This is a genomic window from Acidovorax sp. GW835-FHT14G06 (assembly GCF_058793595.1).
This window is the reverse complement of the sequence record NZ_JBXAGA010000003.1, coordinates 291,948-310,450: the sequence shown is the minus strand read 5'-3', so window position 1 is coordinate 310,450 and position 18,503 is coordinate 291,948. Positions and strand designations below refer to the sequence as shown.

18 protein-coding genes, 1 tRNA gene and 1 pseudogene are annotated in these 18,503 nt (G+C 64.8%); 8 read left to right on the top strand and 12 right to left on the bottom strand.

Going from position 1 to position 18,503, the window contains the following annotated elements:
- From clsB to AC1Q64_RS06560, 7 genes are all read left to right on the top strand, one after another.
- The gene (gene clsB, locus AC1Q64_RS06590; RefSeq protein WP_291437448.1) at window positions 1–1,254 is read left to right on the top strand and encodes a cardiolipin synthase ClsB; all 1,254 of its coding nucleotides are present in this window, start codon (window positions 1–3) and stop codon (window positions 1,252–1,254) included.
- A 117-nt stretch (window positions 1,255–1,371) separates the two neighbouring features.
- Complete coding sequence (folE, locus tag AC1Q64_RS06585) at window positions 1,372–2,097, top strand: GTP cyclohydrolase I (protein ID WP_291437446.1); 726 nt, start codon at window positions 1,372–1,374, stop codon at window positions 2,095–2,097.
- Between the two features lie 3 nt (window positions 2,098–2,100).
- Window positions 2,101–2,523, top strand: coding sequence for a BLUF domain-containing protein (locus tag AC1Q64_RS06580; RefSeq protein ID WP_056060427.1), 423 nt, complete (start codon window positions 2,101–2,103; stop codon window positions 2,521–2,523).
- Window positions 2,524–2,726: 203 nt separating this feature from the next.
- Window positions 2,727–3,608 (top strand): EamA family transporter, encoded by an 882-nt coding sequence (locus AC1Q64_RS06575; protein WP_492250824.1) that lies wholly within the window; start codon window positions 2,727–2,729, stop codon window positions 3,606–3,608.
- Entirely contained in the window at window positions 3,605–4,453 is an 849-nt protein-coding gene (locus tag AC1Q64_RS06570; protein ID WP_492250823.1) for a DUF429 domain-containing protein, read from the top strand. The genes AC1Q64_RS06575 and AC1Q64_RS06570 overlap by 4 nt, the downstream gene beginning before the upstream one ends.
- Window positions 4,454–4,537: 84 nt before the next feature.
- Window positions 4,538–4,756 (top strand): hypothetical protein, encoded by a 219-nt coding sequence (locus AC1Q64_RS06565; protein WP_492250822.1) that lies wholly within the window; start codon window positions 4,538–4,540, stop codon window positions 4,754–4,756.
- A gap of 108 nt (window positions 4,757–4,864) precedes the next feature.
- On the top strand, window positions 4,865–5,536 hold the full coding sequence (locus AC1Q64_RS06560; RefSeq protein WP_492250821.1) for a histidine phosphatase family protein: 672 nt from the start codon (window positions 4,865–4,867) through the stop codon (window positions 5,534–5,536).
- A gap of 584 nt (window positions 5,537–6,120) precedes the next feature.
- Here the strand turns inward: AC1Q64_RS06560 and AC1Q64_RS06555 are convergent.
- The 8 genes and pseudogenes from AC1Q64_RS06555 to AC1Q64_RS06520 all read right to left on the bottom strand — a co-directional run.
- Window positions 6,121–7,455, bottom strand: a pseudogene (locus AC1Q64_RS06555) (tetratricopeptide repeat protein); the annotation flags it as partial.
- 23 nt (window positions 7,456–7,478) lie between these two features.
- Window positions 7,479–8,087: a hypothetical protein gene (locus AC1Q64_RS06550; protein WP_309826338.1), complete on the bottom strand. Its 609-nt coding sequence runs from the start codon at window positions 8,085–8,087 to the stop codon at window positions 7,479–7,481.
- A 105-nt stretch (window positions 8,088–8,192) separates the two neighbouring features.
- On the bottom strand, window positions 8,193–9,605 hold the full coding sequence (locus tag AC1Q64_RS06545) for an amidase (RefSeq protein ID WP_492250820.1): 1,413 nt from the start codon (window positions 9,603–9,605) through the stop codon (window positions 8,193–8,195).
- 130 nt (window positions 9,606–9,735) lie between these two features.
- Window positions 9,736–11,226, bottom strand: coding sequence for an ABC transporter substrate-binding protein (locus tag AC1Q64_RS06540; RefSeq protein ID WP_492250819.1), 1,491 nt, complete (start codon window positions 11,224–11,226; stop codon window positions 9,736–9,738).
- 105 nt (window positions 11,227–11,331) lie between these two features.
- A complete protein-coding gene (locus tag AC1Q64_RS06535; RefSeq protein WP_492250818.1) occupies window positions 11,332–12,225 on the bottom strand; it encodes an ATP-binding cassette domain-containing protein in 894 nt (297 codons plus the stop codon).
- A complete protein-coding gene (locus tag AC1Q64_RS06530; protein WP_492250817.1) occupies window positions 12,222–13,259 on the bottom strand; it encodes an ABC transporter ATP-binding protein in 1,038 nt (345 codons plus the stop codon). The genes AC1Q64_RS06535 and AC1Q64_RS06530 overlap by 4 nt, the downstream gene beginning before the upstream one ends.
- 33 nt (window positions 13,260–13,292) lie before the next feature.
- Window positions 13,293–14,171, bottom strand: a complete 879-nt coding sequence (locus AC1Q64_RS06525) for an ABC transporter permease (protein ID WP_492250816.1) — start codon at window positions 14,169–14,171, stop codon at window positions 13,293–13,295.
- 5 nt (window positions 14,172–14,176) lie between these two features.
- Window positions 14,177–15,139, bottom strand: a complete 963-nt coding sequence (locus tag AC1Q64_RS06520; protein ID WP_056060468.1) for an ABC transporter permease — start codon at window positions 15,137–15,139, stop codon at window positions 14,177–14,179.
- A 208-nt stretch (window positions 15,140–15,347) separates the two neighbouring features.
- Between AC1Q64_RS06520 and AC1Q64_RS06515 the strand changes: the two genes are divergently transcribed.
- On the top strand, window positions 15,348–15,605 hold the full coding sequence (locus AC1Q64_RS06515) for a YfhL family 4Fe-4S dicluster ferredoxin (protein ID WP_056060470.1): 258 nt from the start codon (window positions 15,348–15,350) through the stop codon (window positions 15,603–15,605).
- Between the two features lie 100 nt (window positions 15,606–15,705).
- On the opposite strand, the gene pth is transcribed toward AC1Q64_RS06515, so the two are convergent.
- The 4 genes from pth to AC1Q64_RS06495 form a co-directional block, all read right to left on the bottom strand.
- On the bottom strand, window positions 15,706–16,314 hold the full coding sequence (gene pth / locus AC1Q64_RS06510) for an aminoacyl-tRNA hydrolase (protein WP_492250815.1): 609 nt from the start codon (window positions 16,312–16,314) through the stop codon (window positions 15,706–15,708).
- Window positions 16,315–16,515: 201 nt separating this feature from the next.
- Window positions 16,516–17,151 carry a 50S ribosomal protein L25/general stress protein Ctc gene (locus tag AC1Q64_RS06505; protein ID WP_056060476.1) on the bottom strand — a complete coding sequence of 212 codons (636 nt, stop codon included), beginning with the start codon at window positions 17,149–17,151 and terminating at the stop codon, window positions 16,516–16,518.
- Window positions 17,152–17,311: 160 nt separating this feature from the next.
- Complete coding sequence (locus AC1Q64_RS06500) at window positions 17,312–18,286, bottom strand: ribose-phosphate pyrophosphokinase (protein ID WP_056060480.1); 975 nt, start codon at window positions 18,284–18,286, stop codon at window positions 17,312–17,314.
- Between the two features lie 46 nt (window positions 18,287–18,332).
- Window positions 18,333–18,409 (bottom strand) — tRNA-Gln (locus AC1Q64_RS06495).
- Between the last annotated feature and the right edge of the window lie 94 nt (window positions 18,410–18,503).

Here is an 18,503-nt window from a genome sequence, read left to right as displayed (position 1 = left end):
ATGAGGCGCAAGCCCTTGGGTCAGGCCCCGGGTGCGGGGCCGGCCGACGACCACCAGGTCCGCCTGCTGCAAGGTGCCGAGGAGTTCTTCCCGGCGCTTATCGAGGCCATGGATGCCGCCATGGCGGACATCCAGTTCGAGACCTACATCTTTGACTTCACCGGCGCCGGTGCCTCGGTGGCCCAGGCGTTGATGCGCGCTGCGGCGCGGGGGGTGCGCACCCATCTGGTGGTCGATGGCGTAGGCACGGGTGCCTTGCCCAAGGCCTGGGCCGAGCAGCTGCAGTCGGCCGGGGTGCTGTGCAGCGTGTATTCGCCGCTTGGGCCGCTGGGGCTGCTGCTGCCCCACCGCTGGCGGCGGTTGCATCGCAAGCTGTGCGTGGTGGATGGCCGTGTGCTGTTTTGTGGCGGCATCAATGTGCTGGACGATTACCACGACCCCAACCACGGCACACTGGATGCCCCCCGGTTTGACTTTGCCGTGCGGGCCACGGGCAGCCTGGTGGCATCGGCCAGCGACACCATGGACCAGCTGTGGTGGCGTATGCAGGCCGTGCGCGATGCGCGCCAGCGCCGCCTGCCCGAGGCACTGCAGGCGCTTCGCGCTGCGAGCGCAGCGCGGCACGCGCAGCAGGCCGCGCAGGGCACCGACCCCAACGCCGGGCCCCCCGTACGCGCCACCCTGGTGCTGCGCGACAACGTGCGCAACCGCAGCCGCATCGAGAAGGCGTACCGCAAGGCCATCGGCGCGGCGCGGCATGAGGTCATCATCGCCAACGCCTACTTCATGCCCGGCGGCAAGCTGCGCCGCGCGCTGGTGATGGCAGCGCGCCGTGGCGTGCGGGTGCGCCTGCTGCTGCAGGGGCGGTACGAATACTTCATGCAGTACCACGCGGCCCGCCCCGTGTATGGCGCGTTGCTGGAGGCAGGGGTCGAGATCTACGAATACGCACCGAGCTTTCTGCACGCCAAGGTGGCTGTCATCGATGCGCAGGGCGACCGGCCCTGGGCCACGGTGGGCTCTTCCAACCTCGACCCGCTCTCCCTGCTGCTGGCGCGCGAGGCCAACGTGGTGGTGGAAGACGCGGCCTTTGCCATCGACCTGCGTCAGCGCCTGGTGCACGCCATGCAGCACGCGGGCCGCCGCATGGACCCGGCGCGCTACGCAGGCCGCCCGCTGCGCCAGCGGGTGCTGGACCGCGTGGCGTTTGGCCTCATGCGCCTGGCGCTGTGGGTGACGGGCAAGCGATATTGAGGGAGCTTTTGCTGAGCTTGCTACTATATTTATAGCTGCTAAGGCATATTCCACTAGCGCTTGCTGCCTAAAACCCTTGTAATCGATCAAACTGTGTTCGCTGGTACGATGCCACCCATGTCCAGCCAACCAGCCGCCGATATGACGCCCACCTCACCGGACGAAGGCACGCCCGTTTCCGTCAAGATCCGAGAACGCCTTGCCGCCGCGCGCAAGCGCTTTCACGCTAACGACAACATTGCCGAATTCATCGAGCCCGGCGAGCTGGAAAAGCTGCTCGACGAGGTCGAGGTCAAGATGCAGGGCGTGCTCGACAGCCTGGTCATCAACACCGAGGGCGACCACAACACCAACAACACCGCGCGCCGCGTGGCCAAGATGTACCTCAACGAGGTGTTCCGTGGCCGCTATGTGCCGCAGCCGCCCATCACCGAGTTTCCCAACGCCGAGCATCTCAACGAGCTGATGATCGTGGGCCCGCTCACCGTGCGCAGCGCCTGCAGCCACCACTTCTGCCCCGTCATCGGCAAGATCTGGATTGGCGTGATGCCCAACGAGCACACCAACGTGATCGGCCTGTCCAAATACGCGCGCCTGGTGGACTGGATCATGGGCCGCCCCCAGATCCAGGAAGAAGCCGTGGTGCAACTGGCCGACCTGATCATGGAAAAGACCCAGCCCGACGGCCTGGCCATCGTCATGGAGGCCAGCCACTTCTGCATGTCATGGCGCGGTGTGCGCGACAACGACAGCCGCATGATCAACTCGGTCATGCGCGGCGTGTTCCTCAAGGACAGCGCTCTGCGTCGTGAATTTTTGTCCCTCATTCCTGGAAAGAACTGACCCATGTTGGTACGCCTGCTTTACGCCAGTCGCGCGGTCGATACCTCGCCCGCCGCCATCGAAGCCATCCTGACGCAGTCGCGCCAGCACAACCCCGGCAGCGGCATCACCGGCGTGCTGTGCTACGGCGGCGGTGTGTTCCTGCAAGCCATCGAGGGCGGGCGCTCCGCGGTGAGCGAGCTGTATGGCCACATCCAGAAGGACACGCGCCACAAGAACGTGGAGCTGCTGCACTACGAAGAAATCGCCGAGCGCCGCTTTGGCGGCTGGACCATGGGGCAGGTCAACCTGTCCAAGATCAACCACTCCATCTTGCTCAAATATTCCGAAAAGCCCGAGCTGGACCCATATGCGGTGTCGGGTAAGGTGTCTTTTGCGCTGCTCGAAGAACTGATGGCCACCGCCTCCATCATCGGAAGAGCCTGAAAAGCGGGGCGCTTTGCTACTGCGCGGCCTGATCCCGGGTCTGCGGTACTCGCCGCACGGGAGTGCGGCTGCGTTCCTCAACCCAGGCTGAGGCCGCTCGCTACGCAAGTCACCCCACTTTTCGTCGTTGTCCTGAACTCGCCATTTCAGCCGCAGCCCACAGGGGCTGCGGCTTTTTGCATTCAAGCCGCTCCTTTTTTCCCGTGACCTTCACCGCCTTCGCCCTCATCATCCTCGCCGGGCTCATCCACGCGTGCTGGAACATCGTGGCCAAGAAGGCCGGGGGGGACTCGCGGTTTGCGTTCTTCACCTCGGTGATCATGATGGTCGTCTGGGCACCGCTGGGCTGGTACCTGGGGCGCGACGCGGTGCCGCAGTGGGGCGTGGTGGAGTGGGGCTTTGTCGCTGCCAGCGGGTTGCTGCATGTGGCGTATTTCGTCATCTTGCTGCGTGGCTACCGCGTGGCGGACCTCACCGTGGTCTACCCGCTGGCGCGTGGCTCGGGACCGCTGCTGTCGTCGCTGGTGGCCATCACGCTGCTGGGTGAGCAGATCTCTGCGCTGGGTGCCTTGGGCATCGTGGGCGTGGTGGGGGGCGTGTTCCTGATTGCGGGCGGCCCAGGCCTGCTGCGCGCCGCGCATGACCCTGCAGCGCGCGCACGTGTGCACAAGGGCATGTTGTACGGCTTGCTCACGGGCGCGTTCATTGCCAGCTACACGGTGGTCGATGGTTACGCGGTCAAGTTTCTGCTGATGTCGCCCATTCTTGTGGACTACATGGGCAACTTTGTGCGCGTGGGCCTGCTGGCCCCCGTGGTGCTGCGCGACCTGCCCACGGCCCGCACGCTCTGGCTGGCCCAGTGGCGTTTTGCCCTGGCCGTGGCGGTGGTCAGCCCGGTGGCCTATGTGCTGGTGTTGTACGCCATGCAGCAGGCGCCCCTGTCGCACGTGGCCCCGGCGCGCGAGGTGTCCATGTTGTTTGCCGCCCTTATCGGTGGGCACCTGCTGGGCGAGGGTGACCGCGTGGCGCGCATTTTTGGCGCGCTGTGCATTGCGGCCGGTGTGACGGCGTTGGCACTGGGATGACGACCGCCGCACCACAAACCCTGCTGCTGGGCTGCGACTTCTCCAGCAGCCCCACGCGGCGCAAACCCGTCGTGCTGGCGCTGGGCCAGCGCCAAGGCGTGCGCGTGTCGCTCACCGCGCTGCAGCCGTTCGACACCCTGGCCGCGTTTGGCCAGTGGCTGGCCCAGCCCGGCGACTGGGTGGGTGGGTTCGATCTGCCCCTTGGCCTGCCGCGCGAGCTGGTGCAGTCGCTGGGCTGGCCCACCGACTGGCTGGCCTGCATGCAGCACTACCGCCACCTCAGCCGCGAGCAGATCCGCGCGCAGTTTGCGGCGTTTTGCGATGCGCGCCCTGTGGGGGGCAAATTTGCCCACCGCGCCACCGACGGGCCTGCAGGCTCCAGCCCTTCGATGAAATGGGTGAACCCGCCCGTGGCCTACATGCTGCACGCGGGCCTGCCGCTGCTGCTGGATGCGGGCGTGCACTTGCCCGGCCTGCACGCAGGCGACCCTCACCGCGTGGCGCTGGAGGCCTACCCCGGCCTGCTGGCGCGCGAGGTGCTGCAGCGGCGCAGCTACAAAAGCGACGACCGCGCCAAGCAGACGCCTGATCGCCTCATCGCCCGCAAAGACCTGGTGAATGCGCTGGAGCTGGGCCAGACCCGCCTGGGCCTGCGCCTCAAGCTCAGCCACGCCCAGCGCGATGCGCTGGTGCAGGACGCCAGCGGCGACAGCCTGGATGCCGTACTGTGCCTGCTGCAAGCCGCCTGGGCCGAGCAGCGCCATGCCGAGGGCGATGCGCTCTATGGCCTGCCGCCGGGGCTCGACCCGCTGGAAGGCTGGATCGTCACGGCTGAAAATCCGTGACCAACCATTCCACCGTTTTTCTTGGCATCTGCCCGGCGCAGGCTGCGTAGGATGGGCGAGACACGCTGGATGCTTCGTTTGCCCATGCCTTTTGCCCCCCGCCTTTTGTTCGCGCTGGTCTTGCTGGCCCCGCTGCTGGTACAGGCCGCCCCCGCGCCCTGGTACTACTGGCGCAGCCTGGTCGATGGCCGGCGCGTGTGCGCGCAAACCTCGCCCGGCCCCGGCTGGGAGCAGGACAGCACCCCCCACGAAGGCCCCGGCTGCCAGCCGCGCCGCAAAGTGCTCATCGTGCCCATGCGGTAGTGTCTGTCGTTGTTTTGTTATAAAAATAATAGCTATTGAGGCTTGCTGGACGGGCGGTGGCGGCCAAAAAAACTTGCAATGCTGTGTGTACATTCGATAATGGCGCAGATGACTGAATTGATCCTGATCCGCCACGGCGAGACCGACTGGAACCGCGAACTGCGCTTCCAGGGCCACGTGGATGTGCCCCTCAACGCCACTGGTCACGAACAGGCCCGCCGCCTGGCCGAGCGCCTGGCTGCAGAGCGCCCCGTGGTGCACCACCTCATCTGCAGCGACCTCATCCGCACCCAGCAGACCGCCACGCCCAGCCTGCAGGTGCTGTTCCCCCAGGCCCGCATCGACACCCTCACCGACAGCGCCCTGCGCGAGCAAAACTTTGGCGTGGTGGACGGCAAGCGCGTGGACGACGTCAAGCAGGAACACGCCGACGCATGGAACCTGTGGCTGCGTTTTGAAGCCGACTACGGCATGCCCGGCGGCGAGACCACCCGCCAGTTCCACACCCGCGTGATGGATGCCGTGTACCGCATCGCGCAGCAGCACAGCGGCCAGACCGTGATGGTGGTCACCCATGGCGGCGTGCTGGACATGATCTGGCGTACTGCACGCGGCACGGGGCTGGATGGCCCGCGCCAGAGCGACATCCCCAACGCGGGGCTCAACCGTGTGCGGGTGAGCGGCGAGGCGGTGGAGGTGCTGGACTGGGCCGATGTGCGGCACCTGGCAGATTTGCCGGAGCAGCCGGTGTATGACCAGACGAAGTTGGTGGTGCGGTGAGGTTAGCTAGCGCGAATTAGATCCAGCGGTGTGCTCATCAGAAATCACGAAGTGCTCAACTCCTCTGCTACGGTTCGCAGCGCGTAAAGCATCCCAAAGAGTTCTTCGGGGTGATATCTCATGGTGGCTTGTGCGAGGGGAGCGCCCTTGGCAAGCCACTCTTCTCCCCGCTGCACGTATTGTTCTTCCGACAGCCCTTCGTACCGCTCCCATGGATATCGGAGGGCAACAAAGTTCTGTCCCCATTCCTTGAAAACGCTCTGATGGTTGTTCGTTAAGCCAGATGGCCCAATTCGCTCTCCTGCCAGGGAGAGTAGGCGAACTTGTATCTCTTTCGGCAAACGTTTGAACAGCTTCTCATACTTCTGTCCATGCGCATTTTCATTGAGCGTTCGTTCAAAAACTACTTTGAGTAAAAGCTCTAGGCTTAGTAAGCGCAGCAGGTAGTAGGAGTCAGATCGATTTACTTCGTCTGAAGCCGCGTAGAGTAAGTCAGCGTCCATCAGTCTCTGTAGGGCGTCCTCGTGCATTAGTCTCAGACGCAACTTGGTGATCGGCGAGGGAGACTTTTTGTACGTATCAGGTAGCCCCAGTTGTTCGTCTGTTGCCTTCATTTGTCGCGCCAGCCTCTTCGATTCCGGCTGCGTATTGACCAACGGCTGCAACACGTTCTGCACCGCCGCCCACTGCCCATTGCGCTGCAGTGCATCCAGCCAGATCTGGTGAAACAGATCCCGCTGCGCATGGCTGCCGCCAATCTCCACCAGCCGGGGCAGGGCCACTCCCAGCTTCTCCACGGCAGTAGCCCAGTCGCCCTGCGCATGCGCCAGCAGGCCGTGGGCGGCAGGCACACACACTTGCTGCCACACGGTGCGCTCCTGCGCCTCAGTGCGGGTGGCGGCGTGGGCGGTGATGTTGTTTTGCAGCGTGCGCGCGGCCTCCATGCGCCCGGCGCGGGCCAGGCCGTAGAGGTATTGCAGGTCCAGGAAGGGCAGCATATGGTCGGCAAGGCGTTGCGCGAGGTGGTTGGCCACATCAGCCCAGCGGTCGCCCACGTCCACGCCCGCCAGCTCCAGCCGGGCGAGCAGCGACACGGCATTGATCTGGTCCTGGGTGTATTCCTTGACCACGCCCCAGACCTGGCTGTCGTAGAGCGTCAGCACTTCGGCGTGCCGGTCTTGCTCCAGCAGAAAAAGCGCCTGGTGCCACCAGTTGTGCGTCACCATGAAGGAATTCAGGTCCGTCCAGGTGTCGCTCACGCTGGCCATGAAGTCGGTACCTTCGCGGATGCGGCCCTGCGTCAGCATCACGTGGGCCAGCGCGTGGTGGGCCCAGGGTTCTTTGCGGCACAGGGTGATGGCGTGGCGTGCGGCGCTTTCGGCCTCTTGCAGGCGGTGGCATTGCTCCCAGCCAAAGGCGAGCATGCCGTGCAGGTAGGGCACCTCGGCCGCTGCGGGCAGGGCCTGCAGCGCCAGGCGCAGCATGCCCGGCGAGTCGCCGCGGTTGAACAAATGGTATTGGCCGAGCTTGAGGGATGCGAGGTCGCGCGGGTGCAGGCGGGCTTGCTCTTCGTGCAGCGCAATGGCGCGGGGCAGGTCGCCATCCACCCAGGCGGCGATGGCGGCTACGAAGCGTTGCTCACGCTCGCTAGCCTCTGCAGCACGGGCCAGGGCCTGGTCGATGAAGGGGCGGGCGTTGCGCGGAGCGTCGGCCGACTCGGCAAACATGTGCAGCGCCGCGCAGCTGGCCTGAACGATGGGGCTGGTGTCGGCCGCCGCGTTCAGCACGTTCACCGCGCGGGCCTCGCAGGCGATGAAGCCTTCTACAAAGTCATTCAGCGCTGTCGCGCTGGCCTCGTCGTGCAGCGTGATGGGGTTGCCCAGGCTGTCGGTCATGCGGGTGTGCGTGGAGGATGGCATGGGGCATTGTTGGGTCGCTGGGCTCAGCCGCCGTTGATCAAGGTCAGGTAGGCGTTGCGGGTTTCGGCTGAAACGGAAGCGACGAGCTGTTCGTGCGGTGTCTGGTGCCGCGCCAGCATGCGGGCGCTGGCCACGGTTTTGGACTTGCAGTACCAGTGGCAGGTGTGCTGCATCAGAAACAGCTCGGCCGTCATCATGTAGGCGCGGTCTTTGGGCGACAGGTGGCTGGTGTTCTGCACCACATGGGCAATGCCGCGCGCGTGGATGGCGAGCGCACGACGCACGTCAAAGGTCATGGCGGGCAGCAGCTTGTCGGCAAACGGGATCGGCACGGAGAGCCGGCTGACACGGGCGTGGGCTTCGTCCACCTTAGCAAAGTCGGCGGCAAAGCGGCTGAACTGCTCGCTCAGTTGCAACTCGGTGGTGCTCAGCAGGCTCCAGATCTGGCTGCGGCGCTCGTCGGTGCTTTCACCCAGGGCGCGCAGGTAGCCGTCGGTCAGCGCCTCCATCAGCTTTTCGATCTGGTAGTTGGCCAGGTGTTTGCCCAGCAGCGCAATGCGCTTGCGCTGCTCTTTGGCGTTGAGCATGAAGGTGCCGGTGGCGATGAGGATCGCCAGGATGATGATGTCCATGCGGTGGTGATGTGGTGGTTGGTAAGGTGGGGGGCTCCAGCGGTGGTGCCAGCGTCAGAGCGTATCCCCCAAGATTACCAACAACAACGCACCCTGCACGCAGGGTTATGCCGCAGGGGGCTGGGGCCATGCCCGCTGGGGTTCGCGGATCAACTCGAACGCGTGCGCCACCTGCAGCACGCCCAGGTCGTCAAAACGTGCGCCCGCAATCTGCAGGCCGATGGGCAAACCAGCGCGGGTGTAGCCGCAGTTGACCGAGGCCGCAGGTTGCTCGGACATGTTGAATGGCACGGTAAAGCCGATGTGTTCCAGCGGGCGCAGCGGGTCGTTGGTGGGCGAGGGCAGCTCGGCCTGGAAGGCGACGTTGGGCGCCACGGGCGAGATCACATAGTCGAACGCGCTGCAGGCCTTGACGGCGGCCACGCGTGTCAGGTGGAACTGGTGGCTGGCGGTGAAGACCTCGGTGCCGCTCATGCCGGCGGCACTGTCGGCCCAGGTGCGGATGTAGGGCAGCACCTTGTCGCGCCGCGCCGTAGGCAGGGCCTGCAGGTCGATGTGGGAGCGCATGCGCCAGAAGTGGTCCATGCCGTCGAGCATGGCCTGGGTCATGAAGGGCACCATGGGCACGATGGTGGCGCCAGCGGCTTCCATGAGTTGGGCTGCGCGCTCTACGGCCGCTTTCACCTCGGGCTCTACCGGCAGGCCGCAGCCAGCGTCCAGCAGCAGGCCTATCTTCAAGCCTTGCAGGCTGCGCGCGCGCTCGGCCAGCTTGTTGAACTGGCTCCAGGCGATGTCCTGGTAGGGCAGGCTCATGCTGTCGCGTGCGTCGGGCTGGCTCAGCACCTGCATCATCAGCGCGGCGTCGGCCACGGTGCGGGTCATGGGGCCGGCGGCGCGGCCGGTGTAGGGCGGGTCAATCGGGATGCGACCCAGGCTGGGCTTGAGGCTGAAGATGCCGCACCAGCTGGCAGGCAGGCGCAGCGAACCGCCGATGTCGGTGCCGATGTGCAGCGGGCCATAGCCCGCAGCGGCCGCCGCGCCACCGCCGGCGCTGGAGCCGCCCGGGCCCTTGCTCACGTCCCAGGGGTTGCGCGACAGCGGGTGAAACGTGGACAGGCCCGAGGACAACATGCCGTAGTCGGGCATGGTGGTCTTGGCGACGATGACGGCACCGGCCTCGCGCATGCGGGCGGCGGGTGGCGCATCGGTTGCTGCGGGCACCAGCTCGACGGCGGCCGTGCCCAGCGGGGTGGGGTCGCCTTCGGTGGCGATGTTTTCCTTGATGGTGCTGGGCACGCCATCCAGCGCGCCCGAGGGCTCGCCGCGCAGCCAGCGGGCCTCGGAGGCACGGGCCTGGGCCAGGGCGGCCTCGGGCCGCAGCAGGTAGGTGGCTTTGATATGGGGCTCCCACCGTTCAATGTGGGCCAGCACGGCCTGCGTGACCTCGACCGGTGACAGCTTGCGCTGGCGGTAGGCGGCAATCAGGTCGTGGGCGGGCAGGTCGTGCAGTTCGGTCATGGCAGGGTGGGTGGTCGCAGTAGCGAGGTTTATCAATAAAAAAGGCTGCGGGCGCTAGTGGATAAAGCGCCGGCAGCTATATTTTTAGGAGTGTTGACTCCTGCACGCGCCGCGTTGCGGCGCGTGGCTGTCAGGACCAGGACAGCGCGGAGATGTCGTTCACGAACACGGGCATGTCTTTCCACAGGCCCTTGAGGTTCTTGTTGGCCACCGTGATCCACTGGTTGGAGTACAGGAAGGCGTGCACCGCATCGTTGGCCAGCAGGCGCTGCGCATCGCCCAGCAGCTTGGCGCGGTCGGCGGGGCGGGCGGCGTTCTTGATCTGGTTGAACAGGTCGTTGAACTTGGGCGAGTTGTAGGCCCAGTAGTAGTCGGGCTTGGCAAAGTTGCCCAGATCGAACGGCTCCACGTGGCTGATCACCGTCAGGTCGTAGTTCTTGCTGCCGTAAGTGCCGCTGAGCCACTGCGCCCATTCCACGTTCTGGATCTTGGCGATGATGCCGACCTTGGCCAGCTGGGCTGCAATGACCTCGCCGCCCTGGCGTGCGTAGGGCGTGGGAGGCAGCGTCATGGTCAGCTCCAGCGGTGTCTTGATGCCGGCCTCGGCCAGCAGCTTCTTGGCCTTCTCGGGGTCGTAGGGGTTCACGTCCGTGGTGTCCACGTAGCCAAACGCGCCCGGCACGTAGTGGCTGCCGATGGGTGCGCCATAGCCGTCGCCTGCACCTTCAATCACGGCCTTGCGGTCCACGGCGGCAGCGATGGCGCGGCGCACGCGCACGTCGTCCAGCGGCTTCTTGCCGTTGTTGATGGCCAGAATGGTCTTGGCGCGCGAGCCGCTGACCACCACCTGGAACTTGGGGTTGGCCTTGAACTGCGCCACGCTGCGCGGTGTGACGCGGGGAAAGGCGTCCACGTCGCCAGCCAGCAGGGCCGCGACTTGGGCCGCCGGGTCGGAGATGAAGCGGAAGGTGGCGCGCTTGATCTTGATGGCCTTGGCATCCCGGTAGCCGTCCCACGCGGTCAGCACGACCGACGAGCCCTTGTTCCACGCCTGCAGCTGGTAGGGGCCGGTGCCCACGGGCTTGTTGGCGTTGGTGTCGGCGCTCTTGGGCTCCACGATGATCGACGTGGCCTGGCCCAAGATGAACAGCAGGTCGGGGTCGATCTCCTTGTTGAGCAGCACCACGGTGTAGTCGTCCACCACCTGGGTGGTGATGCCTGCAAAGGTGCGCTTGTCCTTGTTGGTGCTTTTCTCGCCGCCCGCGCGGTCGTACGAGAACTTGACGGCGGCGGCGGTGAAGGGCTCACCGTTCTGGAACTTCACGCCACGGCGCAGCTTGAAGGTGTAGGTCTTGAGGTCGGGCGAGACCTCCCAGCTTTCGGCCAGCAGGGGCGATACGCTGCCGTCGGCGTTGATCTTGGTGAGCGTCTCGAAGATGTTGTACTGAACGATTTCGGCGATGGCAGATGCCGCACCGGCGGTGGGGTCCAGGCCTGGGGGCTCCAGCGTCATCGCCAGCGTCACCGCATCTTTGCGGCCTTGCGCCAGGGCGCCAAGCGAGGTGGTCAAGGGCACAGCGGCGAAGGCGCCAGTGGCAAGGACGGTACGGCGGTTCAGCATGTTCGGACTCTCCAGACAAAAAACCAGACAACAACCATAGAGACCCCGGTGCAATTTGTTACCGGGGAGGAAAGAAGCTTTTTACACCATCACACCTGCATGTGGTTATGCGGTTTTTGCCGTTGCCGCAGTCGCTGCAGCGGCGGCAGCTGCACGGCGTGCCCGTGCCCGGCCGGGCAGCACCTGCGGCACGGCACCCACCAGCGACTGCGTGTAAGGGTGCTGCGCGTTGCGGAACAGCTCGCCCGGCGAGCCACGCTCCACGATGCGCCCCTGGTACAGCACCACCACCTCGTCGCACAGGTGGTTGACCACCGCGAGGTCATGGCTGATGAGCATGTAGGTGATGCCGAACTGCTGCTGCAGGTCTTGCATCAGGTTCAGCACCTGGGCCTGTACCGACACGTCGAGTGCGCTCACAGGCTCGTCGGCCACGATGAGGCGGGGCCGGGTGATGAGGGCACGCGCAATGGCGATGCGCTGGCGCTGGCCGCCAGAGAATTCGTGCGGGTACTTGCCCAGGTCGTTGGTGCGCAGGCCCACTTGCGACAGCACCTGGGCGGCCTGCTCGCGCTGCTCGGCGCGCGTGGTCTGGCCTTGCGCCTGCAGTGGTTCGGTCACGATGCGCTCCACGGTCTGGCGCGGGTCCAGCGATCCGTACGGGTCCTGAAACACCATCTGAAAATCGCGGCGCGCCTGGCGCAGCTGCTCGGCGGGCAACTGGTGCAGGTTGCGGCCCAGCAGCTCCACTGTGCCGGAGGTGGGTGCATCGAGCGCCATCACCAGCCGTGCCAGGGTGGACTTGCCCGAGCCCGATTCGCCGACGATGCCGAGGCTGCGGCCTGCGGCAATCGAGAAGTTCACGCCGTTGAGCGCATGCACCTTGCCCGGCGGGCGAAACAGATGCTCGCGGGGCAGTGTGTATTCGCGCACCAGGTTGGTCACCTGGAGCAGCGGCGCGGTGGTTGGCGCGCCGGTGGTGTGGGGTGCCTGGGTCATGCTGCCACCTCGATGGTGTTCACCACGCTCGCACTCTGCGCCTCGGCAATGGCCTCGCGCCGCAGGCAGCGCACCAAGTGCTCGCCGTCGGCATCGGTGGCCACCAGCGTGGCCTCGGGTTGTTTGTGGTGGCAGTCATCCACCGTGTAGTTGCAGCGCCCCGCAAAAGGGCAGCCGGCGGGCAGGTCCACCAGTTCGGGCACCGTGCCCGGAATGGTGGAGAGGCGAGGGCGCTGGCCGGGCGCGTGCACCGCACCCAGGTGGGGCCGGGCGGCGAAAAGCCCGCGTGTGTAGGGGTGCGCCATGGCCGAAAAGACCGAGGCGGTGGAGCCGCTTTCGACCACGCTGCCGCCGTACATCACCATCATGCGGTCCACGTTCTGCGAGATCACCCCCAGGTCGTGCGAGATGAGGATGAGCGCCATGTTGCGCTCGGCCACCAGGTCGCTGATGAGGTCCAGGATCTGCTGCTGGATGGTCACGTCCAGCGCCGTCGTGGGCTCGTCGGCAATCAGCAGGTCGGGCCCGCAGGCCAGCGCCATCGCAATGGTGATGCGCTGGCGCTGCCCGCCCGAGAACTGGTGCGGGTAGGCGTCAAAGCGCTGTGCGGCGTTGGGGATGCCCACGCGGTCCAGCAAGGCAATCGCTTCGGTGCGTGCGGCTGCTGCGTTCATGCCCCGGTGCAGGCGCAGCGGCTCCGCCACCTGGCGGCCAATGGTGTGCACAGGGTTCAGGGCCGTCATGGGCTCCTGGAACACCATGCCAATGCGGTTGCCGCGCATCTTGCACATCTGTGCATCGGTGCGGCCCACCAGCTCTTGCCCATCAAAGCGGATGCTGCCGGTGACCTGTGCACTCTCGGGCAGCAGGCCCATGAGCGACATGGCGGTAATGGACTTGCCACAGCCTGATTCACCGATCAGGCCCAGGGTTTCACCGCGCGCCAGCGAAAAGCTCACGCCGCGCACGGCATCGGCGGGGCCCCGGTGCGTCTGCAGGCGGATGCGGAGGTTGGAGACTTCTAACAGAGACATCGTGGAATGCAGGTGGTCTTCGGTGCGGAGCTGTCAGCGTTTGCGGGAGAGGCGGGGATCGAGCAAATCGCGCAGCCCGTCGCCCAGCAGATTCAGCCCCAGCACGGCCAGCGCAATCGCCATGCCGGGCCACACCGCCAGCAGCGGGGCCTGGAACATTAGCGTCTGTGCCTCGCTCAGCATGCGGCCCCAGGAGGGCTGGGGCGGCTGGGTGCCCAGGCCCAGGTACGACAGGGCGGCCTCGGCCAGGATGGCGATGGCGAATTGGATGGTGGCTTGCACGATGAGCACCGACAGGATGTTGGGCAGCACATGCTCGATCGTGATGCGCCAGCTGCCTTTGCCGCAGGCGCGTGAGGCCAGGATGTATTCGCGCGACCACACGGCATTGGCCGATGCGCGCGTGACGCGTGCGAACGTCGGGATGTTGAAGATGCCGATGGCGATGATGGAATTCACAATGCCTGCACCGAACACCGCCGTCATCATGATGGCTGAGAGGATGGCGGGGAAGGCGAAAGTGAAGTCTGCCAGCCGCATGATCAGCTCTTCCACCCAGCCGCGCTTGGCGGCGGCCAGCAGGCCCAGGGCCGTGCCGATGGTGAGGCCGATGCCCACCGCGATCACGCCCACCAGGATGGAGTTGCGGGCGCCTACCAGCAGCAGCGAGGCCACATCACGGCCAAAGGCATCGGTGCCCAGCCAGTGGGTGCCGGAGGGACTCGCCAGCTTGTTGGCCAAGTCCATCTCGTAGGGCGACCAAGGCGTCCAGACAAAGGAGAGCAGCGCAGCAAGGATCAGCAGCGCCGACAACACGGCGCCGATGACAAAACTGCGGTGGCGCAGCGCGCGGTGCAGCCAGCCGGGGGCGGAGGGCGTGGAAGAGGAGGGGGGGGATACAGCGGCGCTCATGGGGATCAGATGTCGGAAGCCTTCACGCGGGGGTCGATCACGGCGTAGAGGATGTCCACGACGAAGTTCACGATCACCACCATGGCGGCGAGCAGCATCACGCAGTTGCGCACCACGATCAGGTCGCGGTTGGAGATGGACTGGAAGATCAGGCGCCCGAGGCCGGGCAGATAGAACACGTTCTCGACCACGATGGTGCCCGCCAGCAGGTTGGCAAACTGCAGCCCCATCACGGTGACCACCGGGATCATGGCATTGCGCAGCACATGGCCCCACAGCGCTGCGCGCTGCGTGAGACCTTTGGCGCGGGCCGTGCGTACAAAGTCTTCACGCAGCACCTCCAGCACGGCCGAGCGGGTGATGCGCGCCAGGATGGCAGCCTGCACCACGGCCAGCGCAATGGCGGGCAGCAGCAGGGCTTTGAGGGCTTCTAGCGGGCTGCCGCCAGCGTCTTCAGTCCAGCCCGGAAAGCCGCCGGCCGAGAACCACTGCAGCTTCACCGAGAACAGCAGGATCAGCAGGATGGCGAACCAGAAGTTGGGGATGGCAATGCCGATCTGCGCCAAGCCCATCACGCCCACGTCACCCAGCTTGTTGTGGCGCGCCGCGGCGTACACACCGGCGGCCAATGCCAGCACCGTGGTGATCACCATGGCCATCAGGGCCAACGGCACGGTAAGTGCCAGGCGCTCCAGCACCAGGTCGAGCACGGGCGAGCTGTAGGCGTAGCTGTCGCCCATGTTGCCCACCACCAGGCCGCTCACCCATTGCCAGTAGCGCAGGCTGGCGGGCTGGTCCAGACCCAGCTTGGTGGCCAGAGCCGCCACCGCATCGGGAGAGGCATCGGGACCCATCAGAATCTGCGCGGCATTGCCCGGCAGGATTTCCAGCACCAGGAACACGACGATGGAGGCGCCAATCAACGTGGCCAGGAGGGTGACAAACCGCTTGAGAAAAAACAGGCCCATGGGTGGGGTGCGTTGGCAGGTGGGTCAGACGCAGGGGCGTCAAAATTAATGTGTATACACAGCATAACGGTAAAAACGTCCCCGTCAGCGGTGGTGGGTTGCAGTGTGGCACGCAAGGCACATGCCACCGGCGCGGGATAATACGGAGCATGAACTGCGCCGCTCGCTCCGTTGCCCCTGTTTTTGGCCCCGTGCACTGGGAGGCTGTATGGCGCTGATGATCACGGACGAGTGCATCAACTGCGATGTGTGCGAGCCCGAATGCCCCAACCAGGCGATCTACCTGGGGCAGGAGATCTACGAAATCGACCCGAACAAGTGCACTGAATGTGTGGGGCATTTCGACGAGCCCCAGTGTGTGCAGGTCTGCCCTGTAGCCTGCATTCCTGTGAACCCGCAGCACGTGGAAAGCCGCGAAACCCTGTGGCAGAAGTTCCAGCGGCTGCAGGCGTCCACGCCGACGTAATTTGAGATAAATCTACCGCTTGCGCTAGTGGGTCATGCCTTAAGTGCTATTGAATAGATAGCATTATCGCTGCGCAACGGCTGGACGGACTTGTGACCCTTCAGTTCTCCACAGGCCGAGGGGGCTTGGGGCGGGGCGGTTTGGTGGTGTGGATGAGCAGCGTGGCCTTTTCCATGTCCCCCGCCAACAGAGCGGGGTAGGCCTTGAGCGAGTGGGCGATGCTGTCCTCGATCAGCGTGCGCTGGTCTGGCGACGGTTTCTTGAGCACCCAGTTGGCGACTTCGCTTTTGACGCCCGGATGGCCGATGCCGATGCGCAGGCGCCAGTAGTCGGGCGATCCCAGCTGTCCGTGGATGTCACGCAGGCCGTTGTGCCCGGCATGGCTGCCGCCGCGCTTGAGCTTGACCTGGCCCGGTGCAATGTCCAGTTCGTCGTGCACCACCAGGATTTCCTCGGGCAGGATCTTGAAAAAGCGCGCCAGCGAAGCCACCGACTTGCCCGAGAGGTTCATAAAGGTCTGCGGCTCCAGCAGCCACACGTTCTGGCCGTGCACCGTGGTGCGTGCCACCAGGCCGTGGTAACTGCGCTCGGGCACCAGCGTGGTCTTGAGTTCGCGCGCCAGGGCATCAATCCACCAGAAGCCGGCGTTGTGCCGCGTGTCTTCGTAGTCTGGCCCGGGGTTTCCCAGGCCTACAAACAGCTTGATCATGTGCGGGATTATCGGTGGCTGGGGTGGGGAAAGGCCATCGGCATTGCTGCCGCTGCATGAGGATGCAGTCGGCGAGAGAGAGGTGCGGCGTGCAAAGTGCGCCACACCAATGAAAACGGCCCACGCAAGGTGGGCCGTTTCGTGGTCAACACCGCAAAGCGGGTTGACCGGGGGAAGTGATCGAGGTCGTTGACCGGCGAATTACTTCTTGCCCTTGCCCTTGCCCTTGGCATCGGCAGCAGGAGCGGCTTCAGCAGGGGTCTCGACGACCACGACTGGAGGCACCACGGACACCAGCACGGGGTTGTTGTTCTGGCCACCACGGACCTTGGCCACCACGCCCTTGGGCAGCTTGATGTCCTTCAGGTGCAGGGAAGCACCCTTTTCCAGCTTGGACAGGTCCACAGCGATGAATTCGGGCAGGTCCGAAGGCATGCAGGTCACGTCCAGTTCGTTCACGATCGGGTTGACCATGCACTTGTCCACCTTGACGGCGTTGGACTCTTCTGCACCGCTGTAGTGCAGTGGCACCTTCAGGTGCAGCTTGGTCTTGTCGTCCACGCGCTGGAAGTCGATGTGCAGCACGAGTTGCTTGTAGGGGTGGTATTGCACGTCACGCAGCACGACCTTGGACGTGGCGCCAGCCACTTCCATGTCCAGCACGCTGGAGTGGAACGCTTCCTTCTTGAGGGCGTGCCACAGTGCGTTGTGGTCCACCTCGATCAGTTGCGGCTCGGTAGCACCACCGTACACGATGCCAGGCGTCTTGCCCGAATTACGCAGACGGCGGCTCGCACCCGTACCCTGCTTGGCGCGCTCAAAAGCGACGAAGTTCATAGTTAGCTCCTGAAAAGGGTAGACCGCGACCAGTCGTACCCCGATTAAAAAAGACCTGTGACGCCTTCATGGCGGCAGGCCTGCGCATTGCTCTCGAACAGACAAGCCTCCCGAAGGAGGCCTGCGTGCAATCCGACTGCAACGCTCCCGGGGGAGCGTGTCAGAACAGGTTGTCCTGGTCCGAGAACAGACTCATGACCGACTCACCCTTGGCAATGCGCTGGATCGTTTCGGCGATCAGCGGGGCCACGGAGAGTTGGCGAATCTTGGAACATCCCTTGGCGTTGTCGCTCAGCGGGATGGTATTGGTCACCACGACTTCATCGAGGGCTGTGCCCTTGGCGATGCGTTCGATGGCAGGACCCGAGAAAATGGGGTGTGTGCAGTAGGCGTACACCTTCTTGGCGCCGCGCTCCTTGAGCACCTCGGCCGCCTTTACCAGTGTACCTGCGGTGTCGATCATGTCGTCCATGATCACGCAGTTGCGGCCTTCGATCTCGCCGATCACGTGCATCACTTCCGACACGTTGGCCTTGGGACGGCGCTTGTCGATGATGGCCAGATCACAGTTCAGTTGCTTGGCCAGGGCGCGTGCGCGCACCACGCCGCCCACGTCGGGGGAGACGACGATCAGGTCTTCGTAGTTCTTCTGGCGCAGGTCGCCCAGCAGCACCGGCGACGCATAGATGTTGTCCACGGGAATATCGAAGAAGCCCTGGATCTGGTCAGCGTGCAGGTCCATGGTCAGCACTCGGGCCACGCCCACGGCTTGCAGCATGTTGGCCACCACCTTGGCCGTGATGGGCACACGGGTAGAGCGGGGGCGGCGGTCCTGGCGGGCGTAACCGAAATAAGGAATCACGGCGCTGATCCGCTCAGCCGACGCGCGCTTGAGCGCATCGACCATGATCAGCAGTTCCATGAGGTTTTCGTTGGTGGGTGCGCAGGTGGACTGCACCACGAAAACATCACGTGCGCGCACGTTTTGTTTGATTTCGACGGTGACTTCACCGTCAGAAAAGCGACCCACATCGGCTGCACCGAGGGTGGTGCCGAGGTGTTGGGCAATTTCAGCTGCCATGCCAGGATTGGCATTGCCGGTGAAAACCATGAAGTCGGGGTGGTTGGCTTGCATGAGCGTCCCAGCAGTCTGAAAAAAAAGCCCGTACGCGGAAAGCGTTTGGCAGGGGAAGAAGGATTCGAACCTTCGCATGCCGGAATCAAAATCCGGTGCCTTAACCAGCTTGGCGACTCCCCTACACAGGTCAATTGCCGAGGGCAATCAACCTTAAATTTCTTCTGATGCCCAGCCTGCCAGAGGATGAACCATCAGATTCTCACATGCCTTCACC